This is a genomic window from Xanthomonas sp. PPL134, assembly GCF_040595915.1.
Taxonomy (GTDB): Bacteria; Pseudomonadota; Gammaproteobacteria; order Xanthomonadales; family Xanthomonadaceae; genus Xanthomonas_A; species Xanthomonas_A indica.
This window is the reverse complement of sequence record NZ_JAMDLL010000011.1, coordinates 17,795-44,069: the sequence shown is the minus strand read 5'-3', so window position 1 is coordinate 44,069 and position 26,275 is coordinate 17,795. Positions and strand designations below refer to the sequence as shown.

General features: G+C 71.4%; 26 protein-coding genes. 12 read left to right on the top strand and 14 right to left on the bottom strand.

The features are described from left to right. Positions 1 to 35 precede the first annotated feature (35 nt). On the top strand, positions 36 to 1,247 hold the full coding sequence (locus tag M3U25_RS16905; protein ID WP_355502688.1) for an MFS transporter: 1,212 nt from the start codon (positions 36 to 38) through the stop codon (positions 1,245 to 1,247). Here the strand turns inward: M3U25_RS16905 and yccS are convergent. The 5 genes from yccS to purH form a co-directional block, all read right to left on the bottom strand. Further along, positions 1,192 to 3,414, bottom strand: a complete 2,223-nt coding sequence (gene yccS, locus M3U25_RS16900) for a YccS family putative transporter (RefSeq protein ID WP_355502765.1) — start codon at positions 3,412 to 3,414, stop codon at positions 1,192 to 1,194. The two genes, M3U25_RS16905 and yccS, sit on opposite strands and share 56 nt — an antisense overlap. A gap of 67 nt (positions 3,415 to 3,481) precedes the next feature. Then, positions 3,482 to 4,159, bottom strand: coding sequence for a uracil-DNA glycosylase family protein (locus M3U25_RS16895; RefSeq protein WP_355502691.1), 678 nt, complete (start codon positions 4,157 to 4,159; stop codon positions 3,482 to 3,484). A 149-nt stretch (positions 4,160 to 4,308) separates the two neighbouring features. Continuing rightward, positions 4,309 to 5,598, bottom strand: coding sequence for a phosphoribosylamine--glycine ligase (purD, locus tag M3U25_RS16890; RefSeq protein ID WP_355502694.1), 1,290 nt, complete (start codon positions 5,596 to 5,598; stop codon positions 4,309 to 4,311). Between the two features lie 55 nt (positions 5,599 to 5,653). Continuing rightward, positions 5,654 to 6,505 (bottom strand): hypothetical protein, encoded by an 852-nt coding sequence (locus M3U25_RS16885; RefSeq protein ID WP_242160217.1) that lies wholly within the window; start codon positions 6,503 to 6,505, stop codon positions 5,654 to 5,656. Positions 6,506 to 6,522: 17 nt separating this feature from the next. Continuing rightward, a complete protein-coding gene (purH, locus tag M3U25_RS16880) occupies positions 6,523 to 8,106 on the bottom strand; it encodes a bifunctional phosphoribosylaminoimidazolecarboxamide formyltransferase/IMP cyclohydrolase (protein WP_355502698.1) in 1,584 nt (527 codons plus the stop codon). A gap of 325 nt (positions 8,107 to 8,431) precedes the next feature. On the opposite strand from purH, the gene M3U25_RS16875 reads away from it, so the two are divergent. The 8 genes from M3U25_RS16875 to M3U25_RS16840 all read left to right on the top strand — a co-directional run bounded on the left by M3U25_RS16875 (position 8,432) and on the right by M3U25_RS16840 (position 16,370). Further along, positions 8,432 to 9,046 carry a CDP-alcohol phosphatidyltransferase family protein gene (locus tag M3U25_RS16875; protein WP_355502701.1) on the top strand — a complete coding sequence of 205 codons (615 nt, stop codon included), beginning with the start codon at positions 8,432 to 8,434 and terminating at the stop codon, positions 9,044 to 9,046. A gap of 64 nt (positions 9,047 to 9,110) precedes the next feature. Then, positions 9,111 to 10,865 carry a bifunctional alpha/beta hydrolase/class I SAM-dependent methyltransferase gene (locus tag M3U25_RS16870; RefSeq protein ID WP_355502704.1) on the top strand — a complete coding sequence of 585 codons (1,755 nt, stop codon included), beginning with the start codon at positions 9,111 to 9,113 and terminating at the stop codon, positions 10,863 to 10,865. Further along, the gene (locus tag M3U25_RS16865; protein WP_355502707.1) at positions 10,862 to 12,199 is read left to right on the top strand and encodes a phosphatase PAP2/dual specificity phosphatase family protein; all 1,338 of its coding nucleotides are present in this window, start codon (positions 10,862 to 10,864) and stop codon (positions 12,197 to 12,199) included. The genes M3U25_RS16870 and M3U25_RS16865 overlap by 4 nt, the downstream gene beginning before the upstream one ends. Continuing rightward, positions 12,196 to 12,645 (top strand): hypothetical protein, encoded by a 450-nt coding sequence (locus tag M3U25_RS16860; protein ID WP_355502710.1) that lies wholly within the window; start codon positions 12,196 to 12,198, stop codon positions 12,643 to 12,645. Before M3U25_RS16865 ends, M3U25_RS16860 begins: the two co-directional genes overlap by 4 nt. Then, on the top strand, positions 12,642 to 14,117 hold the full coding sequence (locus tag M3U25_RS16855; protein WP_355502713.1) for a TIGR04222 domain-containing membrane protein: 1,476 nt from the start codon (positions 12,642 to 12,644) through the stop codon (positions 14,115 to 14,117). Before M3U25_RS16860 ends, M3U25_RS16855 begins: the two co-directional genes overlap by 4 nt. Further along, positions 14,117 to 14,770 (top strand): CDP-alcohol phosphatidyltransferase family protein, encoded by a 654-nt coding sequence (locus M3U25_RS16850; RefSeq protein ID WP_355502716.1) that lies wholly within the window; start codon positions 14,117 to 14,119, stop codon positions 14,768 to 14,770. The genes M3U25_RS16855 and M3U25_RS16850 overlap by 1 nt, the downstream gene beginning before the upstream one ends. Next, positions 14,767 to 15,399: a lysophospholipid acyltransferase family protein gene (locus tag M3U25_RS16845; RefSeq protein WP_160946160.1), complete on the top strand. Its 633-nt coding sequence runs from the start codon at positions 14,767 to 14,769 to the stop codon at positions 15,397 to 15,399. The genes M3U25_RS16850 and M3U25_RS16845 overlap by 4 nt, the downstream gene beginning before the upstream one ends. Further along, positions 15,396 to 16,370: a phosphatidate cytidylyltransferase gene (locus tag M3U25_RS16840; protein WP_160946161.1), complete on the top strand. Its 975-nt coding sequence runs from the start codon at positions 15,396 to 15,398 to the stop codon at positions 16,368 to 16,370. Before M3U25_RS16845 ends, M3U25_RS16840 begins: the two co-directional genes overlap by 4 nt. A 438-nt stretch (positions 16,371 to 16,808) precedes the next feature. Here M3U25_RS16840 and fis read toward each other — a convergent pair whose 3' ends face one another. From fis to prmA, 4 genes are all read right to left on the bottom strand, one after another. After that, positions 16,809 to 17,081 carry a DNA-binding transcriptional regulator Fis gene (fis, locus tag M3U25_RS16835; protein WP_010343856.1) on the bottom strand — a complete coding sequence of 91 codons (273 nt, stop codon included), beginning with the start codon at positions 17,079 to 17,081 and terminating at the stop codon, positions 16,809 to 16,811. Positions 17,082 to 17,197: 116 nt separating this feature from the next. After that, complete coding sequence (locus M3U25_RS16830) at positions 17,198 to 18,040, bottom strand: DUF3426 domain-containing protein (RefSeq protein WP_355502721.1); 843 nt, start codon at positions 18,038 to 18,040, stop codon at positions 17,198 to 17,200. Positions 18,041 to 18,336: 296 nt separating this feature from the next. Continuing rightward, entirely contained in the window at positions 18,337 to 18,717 is a 381-nt protein-coding gene (locus tag M3U25_RS16825; RefSeq protein ID WP_242160227.1) for a helix-turn-helix domain-containing protein, read from the bottom strand. A gap of 188 nt (positions 18,718 to 18,905) precedes the next feature. Continuing rightward, positions 18,906 to 19,826, bottom strand: a complete 921-nt coding sequence (gene prmA, locus M3U25_RS16820) for a 50S ribosomal protein L11 methyltransferase (protein WP_242160228.1) — start codon at positions 19,824 to 19,826, stop codon at positions 18,906 to 18,908. A gap of 222 nt (positions 19,827 to 20,048) precedes the next feature. On the opposite strand from prmA, the gene M3U25_RS16815 reads away from it, so the two are divergent. Both M3U25_RS16815 and M3U25_RS16810 read left to right on the top strand, forming a co-directional pair. After that, positions 20,049 to 20,975 carry a hypothetical protein gene (locus M3U25_RS16815; protein WP_355502726.1) on the top strand — a complete coding sequence of 309 codons (927 nt, stop codon included), beginning with the start codon at positions 20,049 to 20,051 and terminating at the stop codon, positions 20,973 to 20,975. Beyond that, a complete protein-coding gene (locus M3U25_RS16810; RefSeq protein WP_242084645.1) occupies positions 20,972 to 21,328 on the top strand; it encodes a hypothetical protein in 357 nt (118 codons plus the stop codon). The genes M3U25_RS16815 and M3U25_RS16810 overlap by 4 nt, the downstream gene beginning before the upstream one ends. A gap of 76 nt (positions 21,329 to 21,404) precedes the next feature. Here M3U25_RS16810 and M3U25_RS16805 read toward each other — a convergent pair whose 3' ends face one another. Further along, on the bottom strand, positions 21,405 to 22,178 hold the full coding sequence (locus M3U25_RS16805; RefSeq protein ID WP_355502730.1) for an SDR family oxidoreductase: 774 nt from the start codon (positions 22,176 to 22,178) through the stop codon (positions 21,405 to 21,407). Between the two features lie 99 nt (positions 22,179 to 22,277). Between M3U25_RS16805 and M3U25_RS16800 the strand changes: the two genes are divergently transcribed. Continuing rightward, positions 22,278 to 23,171: an AraC family transcriptional regulator gene (locus tag M3U25_RS16800; protein WP_355502733.1), complete on the top strand. Its 894-nt coding sequence runs from the start codon at positions 22,278 to 22,280 to the stop codon at positions 23,169 to 23,171. A gap of 200 nt (positions 23,172 to 23,371) precedes the next feature. Here the strand turns inward: M3U25_RS16800 and accC are convergent, their stop codons facing one another. The 4 genes from accC to aroQ all read right to left on the bottom strand — a co-directional run bounded on the left by accC (position 23,372) and on the right by aroQ (position 26,202). Then, a complete protein-coding gene (accC, locus tag M3U25_RS16795; RefSeq protein ID WP_010343850.1) occupies positions 23,372 to 24,736 on the bottom strand; it encodes an acetyl-CoA carboxylase biotin carboxylase subunit in 1,365 nt (454 codons plus the stop codon). A 54-nt stretch (positions 24,737 to 24,790) separates the two neighbouring features. Beyond that, the gene (locus M3U25_RS16790) at positions 24,791 to 25,168 is read right to left on the bottom strand and encodes a four helix bundle protein (protein WP_242160232.1); all 378 of its coding nucleotides are present in this window, start codon (positions 25,166 to 25,168) and stop codon (positions 24,791 to 24,793) included. 17 nt (positions 25,169 to 25,185) lie between these two features. Then, a complete protein-coding gene (gene accB / locus M3U25_RS16785; RefSeq protein ID WP_148827977.1) occupies positions 25,186 to 25,668 on the bottom strand; it encodes an acetyl-CoA carboxylase biotin carboxyl carrier protein in 483 nt (160 codons plus the stop codon). A gap of 87 nt (positions 25,669 to 25,755) precedes the next feature. Continuing rightward, a complete protein-coding gene (gene aroQ, locus M3U25_RS16780) occupies positions 25,756 to 26,202 on the bottom strand; it encodes a type II 3-dehydroquinate dehydratase (RefSeq protein WP_355502740.1) in 447 nt (148 codons plus the stop codon). Positions 26,203 to 26,275 lie beyond the last annotated feature (73 nt).

Below are 26,275 nucleotides of genomic sequence, written 5' to 3'. Positions count from 1 at the left end.
AGACTGCGCCCCTCTCTTCGATCCGGTTCCCGTCCATGGACACGACCTCACATCCGCCGATACGCCGCGGCCTGGTGCTGCTGATGGCCATCGCCACCGGCCTGGCGGTGGCCAGCAACTACTACGCACAGCCGCTGCTGGAAGTGCTGGCGCAGACCTTCGCCATCGACGTGCGCCGCGCCGGCGCGGTGGTCACCACCGCGCAGCTGGCCTATGCCGCCGGCCTGCTGTTCCTGGTGCCGCTGGGCGACCGCTTCGAGCGCCGCAGCCTGATCGTCGGTCTGTATGCGCTCAGCGCGGTCGGCCTGCTGGTCAGCGCGATGGCGCACAGCTTCGCGCTGCTGCTGCTCGGCACGCTGATCACCGGGCTGAGCTCGGTGGCGGCGCAGATCCTGGTGCCGTTCGCCGCCACCCTGGCCGCGCCGCACGAGCGCGGCCGGGTCATCGGCACGGTGATGAGCGGGCTGCTGCTGGGCATCCTGCTGGCGCGCACGGTGTCCGGCCTGCTGGCCGGGATCGGCGGCTGGCACACCGTGTACTGGGTGGCCGCGGCGCTGATCCTGCTGGTGTCGGGGCTGCTTTGGCGCGGCCTGCCGCGGCACCCGGGCAACCCACGCCTGTCCTATCCGCACCTGATCGGCTCGGTACTGGCGCTGCTGCGGGACGAGCCGGTGCTGCGCGCGCGGGCGGTGCTGGGCGGGCTGATCTTCGCCGGCTTCAGCATGTTCTGGACCACGCTGGCGTTCCTGCTGTCCGGCCCGGACTACCGCTACGGCACTGCGACCATCGGCCTGTTCGGGCTGATCGGCGCGGCCGGCGCGTTCGCCGCCAACCTGTCCGGCAAGCTCTCCGACCGCGGCGCCGGCCACTGGGTCGGCTGGGGCGGCCTGGTCATGCTGCTGCTGTCGTGGCTGTTGCTGCTCGGCGCGCCGCACTCGCTGTGGCTGCTGCTGGCCGGGGTGGTGCTGCTGGACGTGGCGGTGCAGGGCGTGCACATCGGCAACCAGAGCGTGATCTACCAACTGGATCCGGCCGCGCGCAACCGCATCACCTCGGCCTACGTCACCTGCTACTTCATCGGCGGTGCGATCGGGTCCAGCCTCGGCACCGCGGCCTACGCCTACGCCGGCTGGCGCGGGGTGGCGATCGGCGGTGCGGCGCTGGCGGTGGCGGCGTTGCTGTGGATGGGCATCAGCGTGCGGCCGGCGCAGCCAGCGTCGGCGCCGGCGGCACCGGCGCGGCGCTGACCGCCTGCGCGGCGGCGCGCAGCTTGGGCAGCAGGCGCAGGGTCAGGGCGAGCTGGTTGCGCACCAGCCGGCGCTTGGCCTCGTCGATGCCCTCCTCGCGCTCCAGCGCCTCGGCCAGCGCGATCTCGGCGGATTCGTCGGCAGCCGGCAGCGCGCGTCGCTCGCTCAGTGCGTCGGCCAACGCGCCCAGCGCCTGCGGCAGGTAGTCGCCGGCGCGGGCGATGTCCGGATCGGTCTCGCCGGCCAGCGCGGCGCGGTGCGCGCCCAGCGCCGACAGATAGCCGAGCAAGGTGTTGGACAGGGCCAGGAAGCGGAAGCCGGCGTCCAGCTTGCGGCGGTAGCGCCCGGGCTCGCGCAACATGTTCGACAGCGCCACCGACAGCGCGGCGTCGGCGTTGTGCATGTCGCGGCGGGCGATGCGGTAGGGCAGGTCGTCGCGCATGCCGCTGCGGTACTGTTCCAGCACCTGCGCCAGGTAGCGCGCGCTGCTGGACAGCACCGTCGCCAGCACCTGGTTGAGGCGCCGGCCCTGCCAGTCCGGCAGGATCAGGAACGAGGCGGCGGCGGCGATCGCGCAGCCGATCAGGGTGTCGAGCAGGCGCGGCCAGATCAGCATGAAGCCGTCGCCGATCAGGTTGAAGCAGAACAGCGCCATCACCGTGATCGCCGCCGTGGCGAGCATGTAGCGGTCGGTGCGGGTGACGAAGAACACCAGGGTGCCGAGCAATGCGAACAGCAACTGCAGCTCGGTGCCGGGGAACAGCTGCATCAGCGCCCAGGCCGCGCCCAGGCCGATCAGGGTGCCGGCGATGCGCTGGGCCAGGCGCAGGCGGGTGGCGCCGTAGTTGGGCCGGCACACGAAGGCGGTGGTCAGCAGGATCCAGTAGCCGTTGCTGGCGTGGATCGACTGCATGATGGCGTAGCCCACCACCAGCGCGATGGCCATGCGCAGGCCGTGCCGGAACAGCACCGAGCCGGGCGTGAGCTGCTGGCCGAGGCGCCGCAGCATCTCGCGCAGGGTGTGCGGCGAGGAGTCGCGCAGGCGGGTATCGAGGGTGTCGCTGGTGGTATCCGATTGCGCGGCCTCGGCCAGGCGCCGCTCGATGCTGTGCAGGTTGGTCACCAGCAGTTCCAGCGAGCCGAGCAGGCGCGCCTGCCGCGGATCGGCGCGCGCGTGCAGGAAATCCAGCGACTGCCGCAGGTCGGTGGTGGCCTGCTGGGTCTGCTCGCCGTAGTCGAACGGCTGGCGCAGCCGGATCGCCTCGCCCAGCGCCGCGCAGGCCTTGCCCTGCAGGGCCAGCAGGCGCTGGCAGCGGTACAGCACGTCGCTGTGGAAGAACGCGTCGGTCAGCGCCTCGTACGGGTAGTGCGAGGAACTGGCGCGCTCGTGGAAATCCTGCGCCATGTAGTACAGGCGGAAGTACAGGCCCGACTGCACGCCGGGCCGGCCGGAGCGGCCGAAGCGGCTGATGATCGCGGTCTTGGCCGCGTTCAGTGCGGCCACCACCCGCGCGTTCTGCTCGGCCAGCGCCAGCCGCCGCGTATGCAGGTCGCTCTGCCGCACCGGCTCGAACAGGGCCGCCTTGAGTCGCAGGTAGCGACCCAGCTCCAGGTACAGCCGCGACAGCCGCTCGCGCACCGGCCGGTTGGCGAACAGCACCGTCCACAGCACCGACAGCACGCCGTACCAGCTGGCGCCGAGCAGCAACAAGGCCACGCCGTGCCAGGCGTTGCCGCCGACGTGGCCGTTCTGGTTGCCGTGGTCCAGGCCGATCATCGCGTAGATCGCCAGCGCCACCGTGGCCTGGGCAATCGAGGCGTAGCGTTCGCCGAGCGCGCCGAGCAGGGTCAGAGCGAAGGTGGACAGCGCCAGGCCGGCCGCGAACGGCCACGGATACGGGAACAGCAGCACCACCGCGGCCGCGGCGGCGGCAAAGCACAGCAGCGACAGCAGCACCGACTTGATCCGGCCCAGCCAGTTGTCGTCGGTCTCGGCGATGGCGCTGGCGATGGTGCCCAGGAAGATCGCCGGCACCGCCTCCAGTTGCTGTTGATGCCAGCACACGCCCATCGCCACCGCCAGCGCGATGAACACGCGCAGCCCGTAGCTGGCCTTTTCATGGGCCCACAGGCGACTCAGGCGGGTTTCGATCGAGGGGCTCGGCACCGCGACACGATAGCGCACCGTCGCTGTATGCGATCCCCCTCGAGCGGGCCCGTCTACACGAGTGCGCTCAGACGTCCAGTTGCCGCAGGCGGGCGTCCAGCAGCGCCGGGAAGCGCTTGTCCCAAGCCTGGTTGAGCGGCGAGGGATGCGGCAGCGGGTACAGCGTCACGCGACGGGTGCGGCGGCCGTCCTCGCTGCGCAGCTCCACCTCGGTCTGCGCCTGGAAGCGGTCCTCGCGTGCCCAGAACGCGTCCAGTGCCGCGCGCACCTCGCGCGGCTGGTCGATGCCGAACCACAGGAAGGCCTCGCGGCCAAGCGTGAGGACGGCGTCGCCGCGCCATTGCTCGAGCAGCAGGCGCCGCATCAGCGGGTGGAAGCGCCGCTTCACCGGCATCGACCACGCCTTGTTGCCCACCGGCTTGTACGGCACGGTGTTGAGCCAGAACGCGACGCGGCCGGCCTCGAGCCCGGCGGCGAAATCGGGCATCTCCGCGCCGTCGTGCAGGTGCCGGTACAGCGCCTTGCGCGCCAGCTGGCCGCCGCTGCCGACGAAGGGCTCGCCGTGCTCTACCTCGCTGCGGCCCGGGTCGCGGCCGAGGATGCAGAGGCGTGCATCGCGGCGGCCGAGGCCGATGATGGGGTCGAGCGGATCCTTGCCGCAGGCGGCGTAGACCGAGGTGTCGATGCCTTCGGTCTGCGCGGCGAGCGCACGGAAGCGGCTGCGGAGGGTCGGGGAGAGGGGCATGGGGTTTGCGCGAACCGGGGGAGGTTTCAGGCTAGCGCAAGGGCGATGGTGGCCGCGTGCGGGCCTCCATAGGAGCGGCTTCAGCCGCGACCGGCGTTCCCGGTCATGCCCGTGTCGCGGCTGAAGCCGCTCCTCCACGTGGCGACGTGCTACGCCCCCTGCTCGCGTGCGATCGCGCGCCAACCAATGTCGTGGCGGTGGAATTCGCTGGCCCAATGAATCTGCTCCACGCCGGCGTACGCATGCCGCTGCGCCTCCGCCACGCTGTCGCCCAGCGCCGCCACGCACAGCACGCGGCCGCCGGCGCTGAGCACGCGGCCCTGCGCGTCCAGCGTGGTGCCGGCATGGAACACCTTGGCGTTGGCCGGTATCGCGTCCAGGCCGGTGATCGGCTCACCGGTGACCGGGGTCTCTGGATACGGGGCGGCGGCCAGCACCACGCCCAGCGACGGGCGCGGGTCCCACTGCGCCTGCGTCGCGTGCAGGCGTTCGTCCAGCGCGGCGTCGAGCAGGTCGAGCAGATCCGACTGCAGGCGCAGCATCACCGGCTGCGTTTCCGGATCGCCGAAGCGCACGTTGAATTCGATCACCTTGGGCGCGCCGCTGGCGTCGATCATCAGCCCGGCGTAGAGGAAGCCGGTGAACGGCACGCCGTCGGCGCGCATGCCGCGCACGGTCGGTTCCACCACCTCGCGCATCACGCGCGCGTGCACCTCGGGCGTCACCACCGGCGCTGGCGAGTACGCGCCCATGCCGCCGGTGTTGGGGCCGGTGTCGCCGTCGCCGACGCGCTTGTGGTCCTGGCTGGTGGCCATCGGCAGCGCGGTGTGGCCGTCGACCATGGAGATGAAGCTGGCTTCCTCGCCCTCGAGGAATTCCTCGATCACCACGCGCGCGCCGGCGTCGCCGAAGGCGTTGCCGGAGAGCATGTCGCGCACCGCGGCCTCGGCCTCGTCCAGCGACATCGCCACGATCACGCCCTTGCCGGCGGCCAGGCCGTCGGCCTTGATCACGATCGGTGCGCCCTTGTCGCGGACATAGGCCAGCGCCGCCTCGACCTCGGTGTGCACGGCGTAGAACGCGGTGGGAATGCCGTGGCGCTGCAGGAAGTCCTTGGCGTAGGCCTTGCTGCCTTCCAGCTGCGCGGCGGCGGCGGTGGGGCCGAAGATGCGCAGCCCGGCGGCGCGGAAGCGGTCGACCACGCCCAGCACCAGCGGCACTTCCGGGCCGACCACGGTCAGCGCCACGCCTTCGTCCTGGGCCAGCGCGAGCAGGCCGTCGAGGTCGTTCACCTTGACCGCCACGTTGCGGCACTTGGCCTCGCCGGCGGTGCCGGCATTGCCGGGCGCCACCAGCACTTCGTCGACACGGGGGGACTGGGCCAGCTTCCAGGCCAGGGCGTGTTCGCGGCCGCCGGAGCCGATGACGAGCAGTTTCATCGCGGAATTCCAGATTGCAGGGGAAAGGGGAGCGGCTGCACCGGGCGCGCGTGCCTCATGCGCAGCCTTCGCGCTGCAGCGCTTCGGGGAAATGGTAGGTCCAGGTCTTGGTGTCCAGCACGAAGCGGTGTTCGCGCTGGACCTGACGCTGGCCGCAATCCACGCCGGTTTCCTCGATCAGCAGCGGCCACACGCGGGCGGCGTGGTCGCGGTCGTCGAAGCGCAGGGCGAAGTCGAGGTCGAACTGGCCGGCCTTGCAGTCCGCTGCCGCATCGGCGGCGTCGCAGTCGGCGGCGGCGCCGTTGTCGATGTGGCTGCGCAGGCTGCCGGCATCGACCAGGCCCTTGGGGCCGGGCAGGATCAGCGTTTGCGATTGCAGCGCGTAGCCCTGGCCGAACCAGCCGTCCTCCACGCGGAACCCGTAGAAGTCGCTGCCGGCGCGGACGATGCCGACCTCGCCCGGCTGGCCGTTGCTGCCGTAGGTGCCGCCGGTGCGCTCGGCGGCGACGGCGAAGCCCTGGCCCTCGGGGCGCAGCACGTAGAAGTCGATGGTGCCCGGCTCCGGATGGCCGGCATCGCGCAGCGTGCCGCACACCGCCAGCAACTGCTGCCAGCCGTCGCCGATGACCACCGGCTGTTCGGCGCAGACCTGCCAATCCACCGCATGGCTCGCGCCATCCTGGGTCCACTGCCCCGGCCAGTGCCCGGCGAGCATGGCAGCGCTGCCGTAGCGTTGTTGCAGGAACGCCTGCAGCCGCGCGGTGCGGCTGACGTGGGCCGGCGCTGCGGCGCTGGCGGACGCAGGTGCCGCGCTGGGTGCGGGCGTCGCGGCCGGCGTGCAGCCGCCGAGCACGAGCACGCCGGCCAGGGCCAGCACGGCGAGCGGACGGGGCGCGACAGCCGACATGCGCAGCGCTCCGGGACTCAGTGCCGGAAGTGGCGCACGCCGGTGAACACCATGGCGATGCCGTGCTCGTCGGCCGCGGCGATGACCTCGGCGTCGCGCATCGAACCGCCGGGCTGGATCACCGCCTTGATGCCGGCCGCGGCGGCGGCGTCGATGCCGTCGCGGAACGGGAAGAACGCATCGGAGGCCATCACCGAGCCTTCCACGGCCAGGCCGGCATCGGTGGCCTTGATGCCGGCGATGCGCGCCGAATACACCCGGCTCATCTGCCCGGCGCCCACGCCGATGGTGCGGTGGTCCTTGGCGTAGACGATGGCGTTGGACTTGACGTACTTGGCCACCTTCCAGGCGAACAGCAGGTCGGCGAACTGCGCCTCGGTCGGCGCCAGGCGGGTCACCACCTTCAGCGCATCGCGCGGGACCACGTGGGCGTCGCTGGTCTGCAGCAGGATGCCGGAGCCGACGCGCTTGCTGTCGATGCCGTAGGCGCCGTCGCCGGCGGGGATGCGCAGCACGCGCACGTTGGCCTTCTTCTTGGCGTACTCCAGCGCGGCGTCATCGTAGTCGGGGGCGATCAGCACCTCGACGAACTGGCGGTCCAGGATGACCTTGGCGGTGGCCGCATCCAGCGTGCGGTTGAAGGCGATGATGCCGCCGAAGGCGCTGGTCGGGTCGGTGGCGTAGGCCAGTTCGTAGGCGTCGCCGCAGCCGGCGCCGACCGCCACGCCGCACGGGTTGGCGTGCTTGACGATGACGCAGGCCGGCGCGTCGAACTGGCGCACGCATTCCCAGGCCGCATCGCTGTCGGCGATGTTGTTGTAGGACAGCTCCTTGCCCTGCAACTGGGTGAAGGTGGCCAGGGTGCCGGGCGTGGGGTGGAGGTCGCGGTAGAACGCGGCCTGCTGGTGCGGGTTCTCGCCGTAGCGCAGTTCCATCACCTTGACGAAGCTGGAGTTCATCTGCGCCGGGAATGCGCTGCGCACCGGCACCGCGGCGTCGCTGGCGGTGACCGCGGACAGGTAGTTGCTGATCGCCGCGTCGTACTGGGCGACGCGGTTGAACGCGGCCACGGCCAGGGCGAAGCGCTTGCCCGCCGACAGGCGGCCGTCGTTGGCCTCCAGCTCGGCCAGCAGCTCGGCGTACTGCGCCGGATCGGTCGCCACGGCCACGCGGGCGAAGTTCTTGGCCGCCGAACGCAGCATCGCCGGGCCGCCGATGTCGATGTTCTCCACCGCCACGTCAAGCGTGCAGTTGGCATCGGCGGTGACCCGCTCGAACGGATACAGGTTGAGCACCAGCAGGTCGATCGCGGCGATGCCGTGCTCGGCCATCACCGCATCGTCGGTGCCGGCGCGGCCGAGCAGGCCGCCGTGCACCAGCGGATGCAGGGTCTTGACCCGGCCGTCCATCATCTCCGGGAAGCCGGTCAGCTCGGACACGTCCTTCACCGCCAGCCCGGCCTCGCGCAGCGCCTTGGCGGTGCCGCCGGTGGACAGCAGCTCGACGTTGCGCGCGGCCAGCGCGCGGGCCAGGTCGATCAGGCCGGTCTTGTCGGAAACGGACAGCAGCGCCCGGCGCACGGGCAGGAAATCGGAGGACATGGGGCAGGGCGGGGGCAGCGGAACGGGCCGCCATTGTAGGCGCTGAGGCCCGCCGACGCCCGGCCGGGGCGCGCGCCCGGCCCGCCGATCGTGCCTGCGGCAGCGCGCTCCAGGCGATCGCGCCGGGGTGCGGTGGTCGTGCGCATGTGCCGATTCGCAGCGCGGGGCACCCTGCCGCGTGTCGATGCGGCGCACGGGGTGGGCCGTCGCTGGCGACGCCCGCGTGGGTCAGCGGGTTGTCGGGCTGCACGCGCGCCATCGCGCGCGCCGCCGCGGCGATGCATTAGGCTGTCGCCGCCCCGCCCTCGCCGTCAGGACCACGCGCGTGTCGATCTATGCCCTCAAAGGACGTTTCCAGGATCTGCTGCGGCCGGGCGTGCGCGTGTTATACCGGCGCGGCGTCACCGCCAACCAGGTGACCGTGGCCGCGGCGCTGCTGTCGTTGCTGGTCGCCGCGGTGGTCTACGCGCAAGGCGCCACGCAGCCGCTGTGGTACGCGTTGCTGCCGCTGTGGATGCTGCTGCGGATGGCCTTGAACGCGGTGGACGGCATGCTGGCGCGCGAGTTCGGCCAGCAGTCGCGGCTGGGCGCCTACCTCAACGAACTGAGCGACGTGGTCGCCGATGCGGCACTGTACCTGAGCCTGCTCGGCGTGCCCGGCGTTGGCGCCGGCTGGCTGTGGCTGATGGCGCTGACTGCCGCGATGACCGAATATGCCGGCGTGCTCGGGCTGATGGTCGGCGCCAGTCGCCGCTACGATGGGCCGATGGGCAAGAGCGATCGTGCCTTCGTCGTCGGCCTGCTGGGGCTGCTGCTGGCCGGCGGCTGGATCGGGGCGGCGACGGTGACTGGGGTCGCCATGGCCACGGCGCTATTGTGCGTGGCGACCGTGGTGCGTCGGGTCGCCGCCGGATTGCGCGAGGCGGCCACGCGCGCGTGAGTGGGGGGCGGCCGGCGCGGCTGCAGGGCACAGGGATTCACGGCAGACAGGACATCGGCAACGGATGCGGCAGGTCAACGAAAGCGAATTCGCCAGTTTCGACGGCACACGGCTGTTCTACCGGCACTGGCCGGCCACCGCGCCGGCGGCGCCGTCGCGGGCGGTGCTGCTGCTGCACCGCGGCCACGAACATTCCGGGCGGGTCATGCACCTGGCCGAGGAACTGGGCCTGGACGACTGCGCGCTGTTCGCGTGGGATGCGCGCGGCAATGGCCGCTCGCCCGGTGCGCGCGGCGACGCGCCCGGCTTCCCGGCGCTGGTGCGCGACCTGGACCGTTTCGTCGCGCACATCGGCGAGGTCCACGGCATCGCCGTGCAGGACATCGTGGTGGTGGCGCAGAGCGTGGGCGCGGTGATCGCCAGCACCTGGGTGCACGACTACGCGCCGCCGCTGCGCGCGCTGGTGCTGGCCTCGCCGGCGTTCAAGGTCAAGCTGTACGTGCCGTTCGCACGGCCCGGGCTGGCCTTGCTGCGGAAGCTGCGCGGCAACTTTTTCGTCAACAGCTACGTCAAGCCGCAGTGGCTGACCCACGACCCGGCGCGGGTCGAGAGCTACCGCACCGATCCGCTGATCACCCGGCCGATCTCGGTGCGGGTGTTGCTGGGCCTGTATGCGGCGGCGGACCGCGTGGTCGGCGATGCGCAGGCGATCACCGTGCCGGTGCAGTTGCTGGTGTCCGGCAGCGATTTCGTGGTGCACCGCGGGCCGCAGGACCGCTTCTACGAGCGTTTGTCCTCGCCGGTGAAGGAGCGTCACCTGCTGCCCGGCTTCTTCCACGACACCCTGGGCGAGCGCGACCGCGCGCCGGCGCTGGCGCAGATCCGCCGCTTCGTGCGCGCGCGCTTCGCCGAGGCGCCGGCGCTGCCCAGCCTGCGCCAGGCGCACCGGCGCGGGCCGACCTTCGAGGAAGCCGAGCGCCTGGCCTGGCCGCCGCAGCGCTACAGCCTGCAGGACCTGCGCTGGCGCGGCGTGCGTGCCGGGCTGCGCCTGGGCGGGCGGCTGTCCGAGGGCATCGCCCTGGGCCTGCAGACCGGCTTCGATTCCGGCAGCACGCTGGACTACATCTACCGCGACCAGGCCGCCGGGCGCGGCCCGTTGGGGCGGATGATCGACCGCAACTACCTGGATGCGATCGGCTGGCGCGGCATCCGCGTGCGCCGCCAGCATCTGCACGAACTGCTGGGCCTGGCGATGCAGCGGCTGCGCGCCGCCGGCCTGCCGGTGCGCGCGCTGGACATCGCCGCCGGCCACGGCCGCTACGTGCTGGAAGCGCTGGCCGGCGGCAGCCAGCGCGCCGACGCGATCCTGTTGCGCGATTTCAGCCCGTTGAACGTGGAGCAGGGCCGCGCGCTGATTGCCGCGCTCGGCGCCGCCGACATTGCCCGCTTCGAGCAGGGCGACGCCTTCGACCGCGACGCGTTGGCGGCGTTGCAGCCGCGGCCGACGCTGGCGGTGGTGTCGGGCCTGTACGAGCTGTTCCCGGACAACGACCAGGTGCTGCGATCGCTGCAGGGCGTGGCCGCGGCGGTGGCGCCGGGCGGTTACCTGGCCTACACCGGCCAGCCCTGGCATCCGCAGTTGGAGTTCATCGCCCGCGCGCTGACCAGCCACCGCGGCGGCGCGGCCTGGGTGATGCGCCGGCGCACCCAGCAGGAGATGGACGAACTGGTGCGCGCGGCCGGCTTCCGCAAGCTGGAGCAGCGCATCGACGACTGGGGCATCTTCACCGTGTCGCTGGCGCAGCGGATCGCGCCATGAGCGTTGCGGCCACGCGGCCGTGGCGGCGTGCGCTGGCCTGGCTGGCGCTGCTGGGGCCGTTCTTCTTCCTCAGCTACGGCCTGGCCAACACCCTGGCCGCGCGCCGCGCCGAGGTGCCGTCGCTGCCGTTCGCCTGGGAAACCCACATCCCGTTCTGGCCGTGGAGCATCGTCCCGTACTGGTCGATCGACCTGTTCTACGCGGCCTCGTTCTTCGTCTGCCGCACGCGCGCCGAACTGGACACGCATGCACGGCGCCTGCTCACCGCGCAGCTGCTGGCGGTGGCCTGCTTCCTGCTGTGGCCGCTGCGCTTCAGCTTCGAGCGGCCGCCGACCGAAGGCGTGTTCGGCTGGCTGTTCGCAGTGCTGCTCGGCTTCGACAAGCCGTTCAACCAGGCGCCGTCGCTGCACATCGTGCTGCTGGTGGTGCTGTGGGTGCGCTATGCGCAGCACCTGCGCGGGCTGGCGAGGTGGGCCCTGCACGGCTGGTTCGCGCTGATCGGGCTGTCGGTGCTGACCACCTACCAGCACCACTTCCTCGACGTGCCCACCGGCCTGGCCGCCGGCTGGCTGTGCGTGTGGCTGTGGCCGGAGCGCATCGCCGCGCCGTGGCGGGCCGCGGCGCCGGCGCGCGATCCGCGGCGCTGGCGCCTGGCCGCGTTGTACCTGCTCGGCAGCGCGGCCTGCGCGGCCGCTGCACGCGCGCTCGGGGGTGCCGGCTGGTGGCTGTTGTGGCCGGCGCTGTCGCTGCTGCTGGTGGCGCTCAGTTACGCGCTGCTCGGCCCGCTCGGCCTGCAGAAGCGCGCCGACGGCCAGCTGAGCCTGGCCGCGCGCTGGCTGTACGCGCCGTACCTCGCCGCTGCGTGGCTCAACTCGCGCGCCTGGACCTGGCGCGATCCGGCGCCGCGCGCGATCGCCGACGGCGTCTGGCTCGGGCGCCTACCCGGCCGTGGCGAGCGCGCACGCTTCGCCGTGGTGGTCGATGTCAGTGCGGAACTGTCGTTGCGCGAGGCGCAGGCGCACGACCGCGTGGTGCCGATGCTGGACCTGGTGGCGCCGCCGGCCGCAGCCTTGCGCATGGCCGCCGACGCGATCGAAGCGGCGCGCGCGCACGGCCAGGTACTGGCCTGCTGCGCGCTGGGCTATTCGCGCAGCGCGGCCGCGGTCGCCACCTGGCTGCTGCGCAGTGGCCGCGCCACCAGCGTGGACGAGGCGCTGGCGCTGTTGCGAGCGCGCGCGCCGCGGATCGTGCTGGGACCGGCGCAGCGTGCCGCCATCGCCGCCGCCTGCACCGCGCCGCCGGCGTCGCTGCAGGCGCAGGAACTGCCGGCATGAGCACGCCGCTGGAATTGCGCACGATGGCGGCGGTGCTGCGCCAGGGCGCGCCGTTGGATCGGCTGTCGCGGGTGTTGCTGGCGACGGTCCTGTTGCTGGGCGCCTGGTATGCCGGCACCGGCGCCATGCTCGCCGCGGCGTTGTGCGGAGGCTCGGTGTTGGCCGGCCTGCTGCAGCGCTACTGGGCGGCACGGGTCGGGTTGGATGCGGATCTGCTCGAGGCGGTGCTGGCCGAGGCCGACCCAGCGCGCGCCGGTGCCGACCTGGACGCGGCGCTGCAGCGGTTGGGCCTGCTGCGCACGCTGCCGCCGCCGCGCGACTGGCTGGCGCGTTGGCAGGGCATGCGCCGCCTGTTGCGGCGGCAGGTGCTGTGCTTCGCCTTGCAGGCGCTCGCCTTGGTGTTGGCGCTGTGCATGGCCCCGGCCGGCTGGGAGGCGATGCGATGACGCGAACGCCCACGCCGCTGCGGCCGGCCGCGGTGGATCCCGATCACGCGGCGCTGTGGCAGCGTCTGCAGGCCGATGGCTTCGGTGAGGGCGAGACGGCGTTGCCGGCGTTCGAGCGCCGCGTCGCCGAGGAGGCCGGCGTGTCGCTGGCGCTGGCCGCGCACCTGGTCGAGGAGTACCGGCGCTTCTGCTTCCTGGCCTGCGTCGCCGGCGAGGAGATCACGCCAAGTCCGCTGGTCGACCAGGCCTGGCATGCCCATCTCACCGATACCCGCGAGTACTGGCAGCGGTTCTGTCCACAGGTCCTGCGCCGTACGCTGCACCACCATCCCGGGCGCGGCGACCCGGCCGACGCCGCGCGCTTCCAGGCCCAGTACGCGGCCACCCTGTCGCACTACCGGCACTACTTCGGCGAACCGCCGGCGGCGTGCTGGCCGGCACCGGCCGGCACGCCGCCGCTCGCGCCGGCAATGCGCCAGGCAAGCACGCGCGACACCGCGACCGCGCGCGGCGGCATCGCCCTGTGGGGCTGGATGCTGGGCGTGGCGCTGTTGTTCGCGGTGCTATGGCAGCGCCACGGCCCGCTTTCGCCGCTGCACTGGCCGGGACCGCCGTTCCTGCTGCTGTTCCTGGCCGGCATCGGCCTGGCCTGGAGTCTGGGCGCGCGTCTGCGCCTGGCGGTGCGCGCACTGCCAGGCGCGGCGCTCGATACGCCACTGGACGCCACCGAACTGGCCTACCTGGCCGGTGGCAGCGAGCGCGTCGCCGATCAACAACTGGCCTTGCTGCTGGCGGCCGGTGCGGTGCGCCTGCAGGCCGAACCGCATGTGCGCCGCCACGCGCGGCTGCGGCTCACCGGTGTCGCGGCACCACCATCGTCGCAGCGCGCGCTGGCGATCGTGCACGCGCATCCGTACCTGCAGCCGGCACTGGCCGCGTTGCAGCGCGACGCCGCGCCGCTGCGCCGGGCGCTGGTCGACAAGGGGCTGTGGCTGGGCCATGGACAGGCGTTGTGCGCGCGCCTGTTCGGCGCCGTACCGTTGCTGGCGCTGTGGACTTTGGGGCTGCTGAAGCTGCGTATCGGCCTGCAACTGCAGCGCCCGATCGGCTTCCTGGTGGCAGCGATGGTGGTGGTCGCGGTCGTTGCGCTCGGCTTCCTGCTCACGCCGCCGCGGCGCAGCGTCGCCGGTGACGCCCTGTTGGCCGAGCGCGATGCGGCCTGGCGCGACGGCGTCGCCGCGCCCTCGCTGGCGCCCGGTTCGCACCTGGCGCTGCCGCTGGCCCTGGCCGGCACCAGCGTGCTGATGACCACGCCCTGGGCCGACTACCACGCCTTGCGCGCACCGGGGCCCAACGGCCGTGGCGGCCGTTGTTCAACGACGAGCTGCAGTAGCTGTGGCGCTGGCAGCAGCGATGGCGGCGGCAGCAGTTGCGGCGGTGGTGGCTGCGGCGGGTGTGGAGGCGGCGACTGATGGCCGGTTCGAGCTGGCAGGTGCGGCGCGCGCAGTGGCGTGCGCGCCTGGCGCTGGCGTTGCGCGCGCGCGGGGCCACGCCCAACGGTGTGTCCTGGAGCGGGCTGGCGTGCGCGGTGCTGGCTGCGCTGATGTTCGCCCTGGCCTGGCGCGAGCCGCCGGCCAACGCCGCTGCGCTGCTGGTGCTGGCGGCGCTGGCGCTGCAGGCGCGGCTGCTGTGCAACCGCCTGGACGGCTTACTGGCGCAGCAAGCGCAGATGATCGGCCGTGCCGGTGCGGTGTACAACGAGGCGCCGGACCGGTTGTCGGACGTGGCGGTGTGCCTGGGCGTGGGCTACGGCCTGCAGCCGGTGCTGGGCATCGGCGCGGAACTGGGCTGGGCCGCCGCCTTGCTGTGCGTGGGCACCGCCTACGTACGCATGCTCGGCCTGGCCTGCGCGGTGCGCGAACCGCTGCAGGGGCCGATGGCGCGCGTGCAGCGCATGCATTGGCTGTCGTTGGCCGCGCTGTTGGCGGCCGCGTCGTTGCTGCTGCAGCACGCCACGCTGGCCCGCATGCTCCTTGCCGTGGCGCTGGCGCTGCTGATCGCCGCTGCCGCCCTCACCATCGTGATCCGCGTGCGCGCCATCGTGCGCGAACTGGAGTGGAAATGATCGCCCGCCTGATCGCCCGCGGCTGCAGCGCCGCGATCCGCCTGCTCACCGGCGCGCGTGCGCTGTGGCGCGGCTGCATGCCGTCCAGCGAACGCCGCGTGTACTACGGCAACCATGCCAGCCATGGCGATTTCGTGCTGATCTGGTCGTCGCTGCCGGCGCCGCTGCGGCGCGAGGTGCGGCCGGTGGCGGCGGCCGACTATTGGCAGCGCGACGCACTGCGCCGCTACCTGATCCACGCCGTATTCAACGGCGTGCTGATCGAGCGCGAGGCCGCGCAGCGCACGCGCGATCCGATCGACTGCCTGTGCGAGGCGGTGGACGCCGGCGGCTCGCTGATCCTGTTCCCGGAAGGCACGCGCAACACCGAGGACGGCCTGCTGCCGTTCAAGAGCGGGCTCTATCACCTGGCGCGGCAGCGTCCGGAACTGGAGTTCGTGCCGGTGTGGATCGACAACCTCAAGCGGGTGATGCCCAAGGGCATGTGGCTGCCGCTGCCGCTGCTGTGCACCACCACCTTCGGCGAACCGCTGCGGCTGGGCGCCGGCGAGGACAAGCAGGCCTTCCTCGATCGCGCGCGTGCCGCCTTGTTGGCGTTGGCGCCGGAGCAGGCGGAGGCGGCCCGATGAATCCGATCGCGCTGAGCGACCACCTGCAGCAATCCTCGCTGCGACAACAGACGGTGTGGCTGTTCCTGGGCATCGCCACGGTGCTGATCGTGGCCACGCTGATCGCCGAGACCTTGCGCTGGCGCGCACGCGGGCGGCCCAGCGCGGTGCTGGACAACCTGGTGGCGCGGATTCGCGCCTGGTGGGTGATGGCCGGGGTGGTGGCGCTGGCGTTCGCCTTCGGCCGGCTCGGCGTGATCGTGCTGTTCGCGCTGGTGTCGCTGTTCGCGCTGCGCGAGTTCATCACCCTCACCCCGACCCGGCGCGGCGACTACTACGCGCTGCTGGCCGCGTTCTACGTGGTGCTGCCGTGGCAGTACTGGCTGGTGTGGAGCGACTGGTACGGCCTGTACACGCTGCTGATCCCGGTCTACGCGTTCCTGGTGCTGCCGATCCTGGCGACCATCGGTGGCGATACCACGCGCTACCTGGAGCGCACGGCCAAGGTGCAGTGGGGGCTGATGATCTGCGTGTTCTGCATCTCGCACGTGCCCGCGCTGCTGAACCTGCGCATCCCCGGCTACGAGGACCGCAACCTGCTGCTGTTCGCGTTCCTGGTGATCGTGGTGCAGTCCTCGGACGTGCTGCAGTACGTCTGGGGCAAGCTGCTGGGCCGGCATCTGATCGCGCCCAAGCTGTCGCCGTCCAAGACCGTGGAAGGCTTCGTCGGCGGCATCCTCTCGGCCAGCCTGCTCGGTGCGGCGCTGTGGTGGATCACCCCGTTCTCGCCGCTGCAGGCATTCGCGCTGGCGCTGGTGGCCAACCTGATGGGTTTCTTCGGCGGCCTGGTGATGTCGGCGATCAAGCGCGACCGCGGCATCAAGGACTGGGGCCACATGATCGAAGGCCACGGCGGCGTGCTCGATCGACTGGATTCGGTGTGTTTTGCGGCGCCGGTGTTCTTCCACCTGATCCGCTATGGATGGGTGTGAGGGGCGGGGAGTGGGGATGGCGGGATGGGGGATTGGTTGGAGCGGCGCGTGGTGCGCGTGTGCGCCGGTGCGGGCGTAGGAGCGGCTTCAGCCGCGATGCTTTGCCGAGAGCGCATTGCGGCTGATCGCGCAGGAGGACAGCATGGCTTCCGCACCCGCATCTTTAGACGATGTCGCGTCGGGGCTGAAGCCCCTCCCACAGTCGCGATGCGCGCGTTTCGGCGTTCGGTGTTTCTTCGCTGCGGTAGTGCGTTCGATCGCCTGGGTAGGTTTCGGGCGTCGCGGCTGAAGCCGCTCCTACGCGGGCGATGTGCAGGCGCTACACGCTCCGTATCGGATTGCTTGACAGTCACGTCATGCAGGACAGCACGCTGGGTTCCCGATTCCCGATTCCCGATTCCCGATTCCCGATTCCCGATTCCCCAATCCCGGCCTCACTCAGGCCAGCCCGTATTCCTTGAGCTTCTTGCGCAGGGTGGCGCGGTGGATGCCCAGCAGCGCGGCGGCGCGGCTCTGGTTGCCTTCGCAATGGTTGAGCACTTCCACGAACAACGGGATCTCCATCTCGCGCAGCACGATCTCGTACACGTCGTCGGCGTCGCAGCCGTCGAGGTCGCGCAGGTAGCGGCGGACCGATTGCGCCACGTGTTCGCGCAGCGGCGGCTTCGGCGCGCCGCGACTGGAGTCAGGACGAGTGGTGGCGGCGTTCAAGTTCGACGGATCCCCGGATGACAGCGGCACCGGACGGCAGGAGGGCCGGCGCGGGGGGACGAGTCTAGCGCGTGGCCTGCGCCGCTGCCATGGCGGAGTGCCCGAACGCAGCGTTCTCAGTGGAAATCGAAACTGAATGCCGCAGTCTCGGCCGCCGGTTCGCGCACCTGGAACGCGATCTGTGCGCTCTGTCCCGGCGCCAGGGTGGCGCTGTCCGGACGCGCGCGGCCCAGGTACTCCTGCGGGCGCAGCACGCGGCTGCCGATGGTGCGGCCGTCGGCGTCGGCCAGCGACAACTGCAGCAGCGGCCAGGCCTGCGCCCAGCGTGCGTCGTTGCGGAAGGTCGCCTGCACCTGCAGGGTGCCGGCCTGGCCGGGCAGCGGCCGCACTTCGCGGCTGAGCATGGTGAAGGCGGCCGGCTCGCGCCAGGCCGGCACGCTGCAGCGCAGGACCTGGCAGACCCCGGCCACCCATGGCCGCCAGCGCGGGTCGGCGCCCAGGCGCTGGCGATCGGCGATGAGGATCTGCAACGCCAGCAGCAGGCCCAGCCCGACCAGCGCGATCCACTGCCACGGTGCAGCGCGCAGCACCGGGCGCCGCCCGCGCGGGCCGTGCAGGAAGCTCGGTGCGGCAACGGGTGCGGCAGCGGGGCTGGCGGTCGCGGTGGCCGCGGTCGTGGCGGGGACCGGTGCGGGCATGGGGTCCGTCGCCTCCAGGTCGTCCGTGTCAGGCGTGGCGTGGTGCGTGTCGATGTCGTGCTCGACCGGCGTCGCGTTCGCAGACGCGGGCGAGACGCTCGGCGCCACGGGCGGCGCTGCGGTATCGGTCAGCGGCGCCGCGGGTGCCGACGCAGCGTCGCCCGCCGCCGGCGCGACCGGCGTCTCGTCCTGTGTGGCGGACGGATCGGGCTGACGCAGCAAGGTGGCGAGGCTGGGGCGGGGCGGAGTGCGATCGGGCATGCGCGACGGCGACGACGGGAGAGCCGTATTCAAGCATGCGCCGGCGGGATCTGCAGCGCACGGCGGACGGGCTGCGGCCTTCCAGGACGGGACAGGGCCGGAGCAAGCGCCGTCACGAGGCTCGACGAGCCTCCATGCCCATGCGCTAGCACGCCACAGCACTTGTCGTTGTCGGAGCGCATGGCCAAACGCGCCATGGGGAGACACCGCCTCCAGCCGGGGCATGCGCAGAAGATCCGCGCCGCCATCGCCCGGGCCTGCTGACGCGGCCGGCTTGGCGATCCGCCGCGGCGTGCTCAGCGCTGCGGCTTGCGGGGATCGAGCAGGTCCAGCAGGCCGGCGCGCTGGCGCGGACTCAGACTTTCGAAGCGTTCCAGCAAGCGCAGGTGCTGGTCGGTGAACTGGTATTGGTTGCGCAGTTCGCCGATGGCGGCGGCGTCCACCGCGATCGGTTCGCCGAACACGCGCTCGCCGCGGCCGGTGGCCAGGTATTCGAAGCTCAGCCCGCTGCGGCGGGCCAGGGCGATCAGGTGCTCCACGGCCGGCGCGGTGCCCTCGGCCATTTCCCACTGCGCCACCGCGCTGCGGGTCACGCCCAGGTCCAGCGCCAGGGCCTCCTGGGTGAGGCCGGTGAGCTTGCGCGCTTCGCGCACCCGTTCGTACAGCTTGCTGTTCACACGCACCTCCGCAGGGGAGGCGAGATATAGCCGCGCCGGCCGCCACGGTTGGTTCGTAGCGCTGTCCGTCGTTGAAATGTTAGCGATACTGTCTTTGCTTCATTGCGGTGGGCCCGCTTCAGCGCGGGCCGCGCTCTGGCTTGGCGAATGCCGCACCCGGTGCTGCCGGGCGTGGTCGCGCCCGCGGTTCAGTCGCGGCGCACGCCGTCGATGCGCATCCAGTCGCCGTCCTGTTCGGTGCGCAGTTGCGTGAACCACGGCGCGTAGCGCTGCAGCAGTTCCTGTTCCTGGCCGTGCAGGATGCCGGACAGGGCGATGCGCCCGCCCGGGGCCACGCGCGCGGCCAGGGTCGGCGCTAGCGCATCCAGCGCCGAGGCCAGGATGTTGGCCACCACCACCGGATAGGTGGCGGCCGGTTCGTCGGCGGGCAGGTACACCGCCAGGCGCTCGCCGACCGCATTGCGCTCGGCGTTGTCGTGGCTGGCCAGCAGCGCCTGCGGGTCGTTGTCCACGCCCACCGCGGCGGCGGCGCCCAGCTTCAGCGCGGCCAGTGCCAGGATCCCCGAACCGCAGCCGAAATCGAGCACGCGCGCCTGCGTCAGGACGCCCTCGGTGGCCAGCGCGTCCAGCCAGCGCAGGCACAGCGCGGTGGTCGGGTGGGTGCCGGAGCCGAACGCCAGGCCCGGATCCAGGCGCACCACCGCGGCGTCGGCGCCGCTGGCGTCCTCCGGCAGGTCGTGGTTCCACGGCACGATGAAGGTGCGCGCACCGAAGCGCATCGGCTGGAACTGGTCCAGCCAGGCCCGTTCCCAGTCCTGGTCGTCGACCTTGCGGAAAGTGACCTGGGCCCAGTCCAGCCCGGGGTCGAACGCCTCCAGCGCGGCCAGCAGCACCAGCGCGTCCTGGTCCTCGGGGAACAGCGCGCTCAGCACCAGCGTGCCCCACAGCGGGGTCTCGCCCACGCCCGGTTCCAGGATCGCGCGTTCGTTGCTGGTGTCGGCATCGGCATCGAGCAGGGTCACCGCCAGCGCGCCGACGTCCTCCAGCGCAGTTTCGTAGCGGGGCTGGGTGGCGTCGGTGCAGCGCAGGGTCAGTTCGAGGAACGGCATCGGTCGGTGGGGAAAGGAGGGGAAGCGCGCATCTTAGACGGGCGGCGGACCTCGCGCTGGAGGCCGCCTTGCCGGCGCAGCGTGCCGTTCGTCCGGGCGCCGCCGCCGCCACAGGCATTTGGCGCATGCCGTGGCCGCGGCCTGGGGTAGACTGTCGGCTCGCAGCGGCCGGGCGACAGGGGGTCCGGCTGCGCTTCTGCCCGTTGTCCGGCTCTCTCGCGCATGCCCGTCGTGTCCCGTCCAACCTGGCTGTTGCTGGCGCCCGCCGCGCTGTTGCTGGGCGTGGTCGCGTATCGCGCGCTGTCCTTGCCGGTGGCGCCGGCCGCGGCCGTGCCGACGACCGCGGTGGCGGCCGGTGCCGCTCCTGCGCCCGCCGCGCCGGCCAGCGCGCCGCTGCCGGCGTCGACGCCGACGCGCCTGCGTGGCGAGACCGAGGGCGAACGCGGCGCCGATCTCTACCGTGCCGCGCAGCAGCTGTCGATCGCCGCCGCGCACGGCGACCCCGAGGCTTCCTGGCGGCTCAGCCGCATCTACGACTATTGCGCCGGCTATGCGATGGACCCGATCGGCTATGGCGCCGACACCCGCGCGATCGCCGACGCGCGCCTGCCGACCTCGGCGCAGATGGTGCAGGCGCGTGCCCGCGTCGGCCGCCGCTGCGCCGGGTTCGTGCCCGGCGACGGCCTGACCCGGCAGACTATCGTCGCCCAGCGCGTGCAGGCCGCGCGCGGCGGCAACCTGGCCGCCGAAGCGGCGCTGCTGGCGTTGGGCCAGCCATTGCACGCCGGCGCCGAGTACAAGCGCGATCTGGTGGCGCGGGTGCGGGCCTCCGGCGATCCCGATGCCTACGTGGCGCTGGCCCCGGCGATGGGCCTGGCCGCCAGCGGCGACGACGGCCTGGACGGCCGCGTGGCCGGCACCCAGTTTTCCGAATTGGCCTGGCAGTTGGCCGCCTGCAGGCTGGGGTTGGATTGCGGCCCGGACAGCGAGTTGATGACCCGCTATTGCGCCAACGGCGGGATCTGCTCGCGCGATCCCACCCAGGATTTCAGCAGCTTTGTTTACGACGCCGCGGTCCCGCGGCAAGGCACGGACACGATGAACGACATGGTCAACCGACTGGTGGACAGCACGGGAGCAGGCTCATGAATTACCGGCGATGGCTGCACGGCGCCAAATTCTGGTTCTGGGTCCTCGCCTTCGTCGCCTATTCGGCGGCGGCGGCGGGCCTGTTGTTGATCGACACCGCCGAGCAGCGCTACCGCGGCCTGTCCAAGGTCGAACTGACCACGGCGCACTCCACGCCGGACGTGCGCCGCGCCGGCGCCGCGCAGGTGGCGGCGATCTACCGCGCCAACAGCGGCATGCCGTTCTCCACCCTGGCCCCGGGCAGCACCTTCCAGATCGTCTGGCCGGACGGCTCCACCGAGACGGTGATGATCGTCAGCCCGACCTCGAGCCTGGGCGTGGAGCCGGTGGTGGGGACGCAGCAGGGGAAGTAGCCGGGAGTGGGAAATCGGGAATGGGGAGTCGCAAGAGCGGATTCCCGGGTCCTGTGAGGTCTTCGCGGTTGGGAGATCAGCGCTCCGTGGCGGGCGCCGGCTGGGGGTCGGGCCGCGCGGACAGTGCCAGGGCATCGGCGCCGGCGGGGTAGTGCAGGCGGTCGCTGGCGTCGTTGGCGGCGTCCCAGATCGCCTGGGCGACGTCGCCGGGCGTGGTCACCGCCGCCGGTTGGCCCAGGCGGGCAAACACCTCGCTGGCGAAGGGCGCGTAGGCATCCGGGACCAGCCCCTGCATGCGCTGCTGGCCATTGGCGGCGAATCGGGTGGACGGGCCGTAGCCGGGTTCCACCAGCTTGACCCGGAGATCGAACGCCTCGAGTTCGTGCGCCAGCGACGCGGTGAAGCCCGCAATCGCGGTCTTGCTGGCCGTGTACGCCGCCACCAGCGGGAAGGGCGCCAGCGTGGCGCTGGAGGTCACGTTGACGATGACGCCGGCGCGGCGCTGGCGGAACTGCGGAATCACCGCCTGGCACAGCGCCATCATGCCGAAGGTATTGGTCTCGAACACCTCGCGCACGGTGACCATGGGGGTGGCTTCGAACGCACCGAACAGGCCGATTCCGGCGTTGTTGACCAGCGCGTCGATCGGACCGGCGGCCGCCAGCGCCCGCGCGATGCTGCCGGCGTCGGTCACATCCAGCGCCAGCAGCCGCAACTGCGGCGATGCCGGCAGCAGATCCGGCTGCGGCTGGCGCATGCTGGCGACGACGTTCCAGCCTTGCGCCAGGAAATGGCGCGCGGTCTCCAGGCCGTAGCCGGAGGAGCAGCCTGTGATCAGGACGGTCTTCATGGGGTTCTCCAGGAGTGCGTGGACGCGGGAGGACACGATAGGCCGGGCGATCCGGATGATCGATAATGCAGAATCCTTTTTTGTTTCGCGATCGTCCGAATGTCCGATCCGCTTTCCGATGTCGTGCGCTTGCTCCACCCACAGGCGGTGTTCGCCAACCTGATCAGCGGCAAGGGCCGCTGGGCGGTGCGCTATGCGGCGTACGGGCAACCGGGGTTCTGCATCGTCCTGGAAGGCAGTGCGGTGCTGGCGGTCGACGGACACCCGCCGATCGCGATCGCGGCAGGCGATTTCGTGCTGTTGCCGGCCACGCCGGCATTCACCCTCTCCGGCGTCCTGCCGGCACCGCCAGTGTTCATCGATCCGCAGGTCGTCCCGGGCGGGCAGGGCGAGCTCCGCCACGGCGAGCAGGGCGGTGCGCCGGACATGCTGGCCTTGGGCGGTGCCTTCCTGTTCGACAGCGCCAATGCCGGGCTGCTGGCCGCGCTGTTGCCGACGGTGGTCCACGTGCGGGGCGCGGGTCGCCTGATGCACCTGGTGCAGATGGTGGGCGAGGAGTACCACGACCGGAAACCGGGCAGCGACTACATGCTGTCGCGGCTGGTGGAGATGCTGCTGGTCGAGGCCATGCGCTGGACCAGCGTGGGCACGGCGCCGCCGGGCCTGCTGCGCGGGCTGGGCGACGAGCGGCTGGCGATGGCGCTCAAGCAGATCCACGCCCGCGTCGACCATGCCTGGACCGTCAGCGAACTGGCCCGGGTGGCGGCGCTGTCGCGCTCGACCTTCTTCGAGCGCTTCACCCGCACCGTCGGCGTGGCGCCGATGGAGTACGTGCTGGCCTGGCGCATGCAACTGGCCAAGGACCTGCTGCGGCGCGACGCAATGACCGTGGCCGCGGTGGCGCAACGCGTCGGCTACGGCTCCACCAGCAGCTTCAGCGTGGCCTTCAGCCGCCAGGTCGGCGAACCGCCCAGCCGCTATGCCAGGCGCTGAGGCCAGAGGCCGCGGCGACGCGTGCGTCGTGGGTGGCGAAGCGCCTGGGACGACGCGCGCAGGGGAGGTGCGATCTCCGCAGGGATCCCGTCGACGCACATCGGCGACCGATTGACGGCGCTCCGGCCGCGCTCGCGGCCGTCGCCAGGCCGGGAGCAGGACCCGGGCTCCGCCTTGCGAAGCCCGAATCCCGGCCGTTCCTACAGCGCGATCGACTTGTTCTTGCGTTCGGCCAGGCGCTTTTCCAGGTAGTGGATGTTCTGGCCGCCGGCCTGGAAGCCCTTGTCGCGCATGATCCGCTGCTGCAGCGGGATGTTGGTCTTGATGCCGTCCACCACCATCTCGCTCAGCGCCACGCGCATGCGCGCGATCGCGGTCTCGCGGTCGGGGCCGTGCACGATCAGCTTACCGATCATCGAGTCGTAGTTCGGCGGCACCTTGTAGCCGCTGTAGATGTGCGTGTCCACGCGCACGCCGGGGCCGCCGGGCGGATGGAAGCCGGTGATCAGGCCCGGGTTGGGCATGAAGGTTTCCGGGTCCTCGGCGTTGATGCGGCACTCGATCGCATGGCCGCGCAGGACGATGTCCTTCTGCTTGATGCTGAGCTTGTGTCCGGCGGCGATGCGCAGCTGCTCGCAGACCAGGTCGATGCCGGTGATGCGCTCGGTGACCGGGTGCTCCACCTGGATGCGCGTGTTCATTTCGATGAAATAGAAGCGCCCGTTCTCGAACAGGAACTCGAAGGTGCCGGCGCCGCGGTAGCCGATGCGGATGCAGGCGTCCACGCAGACCTTGCCGATCTCGTTGCGCAGTTCCTCGGTGATGCCCGGCGCCGGCGCTTCCTCCACCACCTTCTGGTGGCGGCGCTGCATCGAGCAGTCGCGCTCGCCCAGGTGGATGGCGCCGCCCTGGCCGTCGGCCAGCACCTGGATCTCCACGTGGCGCGGATTCTCCAGGAACTTCTCCATGTACACCTGGTCGTTGCTGAAGGCAGCCTTGGCTTCGGACTTGGTGGTCTCGATCGCGGCTTTCAGCGCGGCCTCCGAATGCACCACGCGCATGCCGCGGCCACCGCCGCCGCCGGCGGCCTTGATGATCACCGGGTAGCCGATCTCGCGGGCGATCTTGGTGTTGGCGACGATGTCCTCGCCCAGCGGGCCGCCCGAGCCAGGCACGCACGGCACGCCGGCGGCCTTCATCGCGCGGATCGCCTCGACCTTGTCGCCCATCAGGCGGATGGTGTCGGCCTTGGGCCCGATGAAGATGAAGCCGGACTGCTCCACGCGCTCGGCGAAGTCGGCGTTCTCCGACAGGAAGCCGTAGCCGGGGTGGATGGCCTGGGCGTCGGTGACCTCGGCCGCGGCGATCAGCGCCGGGATGTTGAGGTAGCTCTCCGACGAGGGTGCCGGGCCGATGCACACCGACTCGTCGGCCATGGCCACGTGCTTGAGGTTGCGGTCCACGGTGGAATGCACCGCGACCGTGCGGATGCCGAGCGTATGGCACGCGCGCAGGATGCGCAGCGCGATTTCGCCGCGATTGGCGATGACGACTTTATCGAGCATGGGATGGCCGGGAATTGGGAATGGAGAATCGGGAATGGAGGACGGCGTGCATCGTCAGTCTCCGCGCTTGCTCAGAACATTCATCAATGCGGTCAGTTTGGCGAAGATCGTATCGATCAATCCGTCGAGTGCCGCGATGTCGGAGATGTAGTCGAGCCGACGCGCGATCTGCAGATGCGTGCTGGCCTCGGACAGCGAGCCACGTGCGATCGACAGAAAACGCAGGTATTCGGGAGTGGAACGGCGTGCAGCGCCTTCGGCGATGTTGGCTGGGATGCTGACCGCTGCGCGGCGCAATTGCGCCGTCAGCCCGAAACGTTCCGTCGCCGGAAACGTCTCGGAGAGGCGGTAGATCATTTCCACCAGATCCATGGAGTCACGCCAGACGTCGAGCCGCTCGTGCGGCCGCTTTGACGATTCCCCATTCTCCACTCCCGATTCCCGGCGTCTCAGCCAATCACAAACAACGGCTGGTCGAACTCCACCGGCTGGCCGCTTTCGCCCAGGATCGCGACGATGGTGCCGGAGACGTCGGCTTCGATCGGGTTGAACATCTTCATCGCTTCGATGATCGCCAGGGTCTCGCCGGCCTTGACCGCCTGGCCGACGCTGACGAAGGCCGGCTTGTCCGGCGCCGGCGAGGTGTAGAAGGTGCCGACCATCGGTGCGCGCAGCACGTGGCCCTCGGGCAGGGCGTTGCCGGGCTTGGCGCTGCCGCCGGTGGAGGCCTCGGTGGGCGAGCTCATCGGCATCGGCGCGGCGGCGGCCGGCGCGGCCGCGGGGGCGGCGGCCACGTACTGCGGCGCGCTGGCGGTCATGCCCTTGGGGGTGCGCGCCAGGCGCACGCTTTCCTCGCCTTCCTTGATCTCGATCTCGGCGAGATTCGATTCTTCCAGCAGGTCGATCAGTTTCTTGATTTTGCGGAGATCCATAACGGCCTCGTGAGGTGACTTTTGAAAAAGACCGGGCGCGCGGCCCGGGGACTCAGACGGGGGTGCAGGGCGCCGGTCGGGTGCGGCTCATGCGGCCGCTCCCAGACGGGTCAGCGCCGCGTCCATCGCATAGCGGTAGCTGTCGGCGCCGAAGCCGCAGACCACGCCGACCGCGTGGTCGCTGAAATAGCTGTGGTGGCGGAACGGTTCGCGGGCGTGCGGGTTGGACAGGTGGATCTCGATGAACGGGATCGCCACCGCCGCCAGCGCGTCGCGCAGCGCCACCGAGGTATGGGTGAACGCGGCCGGGTTGATCAGGATGAAGGCGGTGCCGTCGCCGCGCGCGGCCTGCACCCGGTCCACCAGCACGTGCTCGGCGTTGGACTGCAGGCTCTCCAGCTGGTGGCCGGCGGCGCTGGCCTGGGCCTGCAGTGCGGCATCGATCTGCGCCAAGGTGGCATGGCCGTACACGCCCGGCTCGCGGGTGCCGAGCAGGTTGAGGTTGGGGCCATGCAGCAGCAGCAGTCGCGCCATCGGGAACAAAGCAGCCGAAAGGGCGGCAGTCTGCGCGAAGCCGGCATTGCTGTCCAGTTCGGCGAAGTTGCGG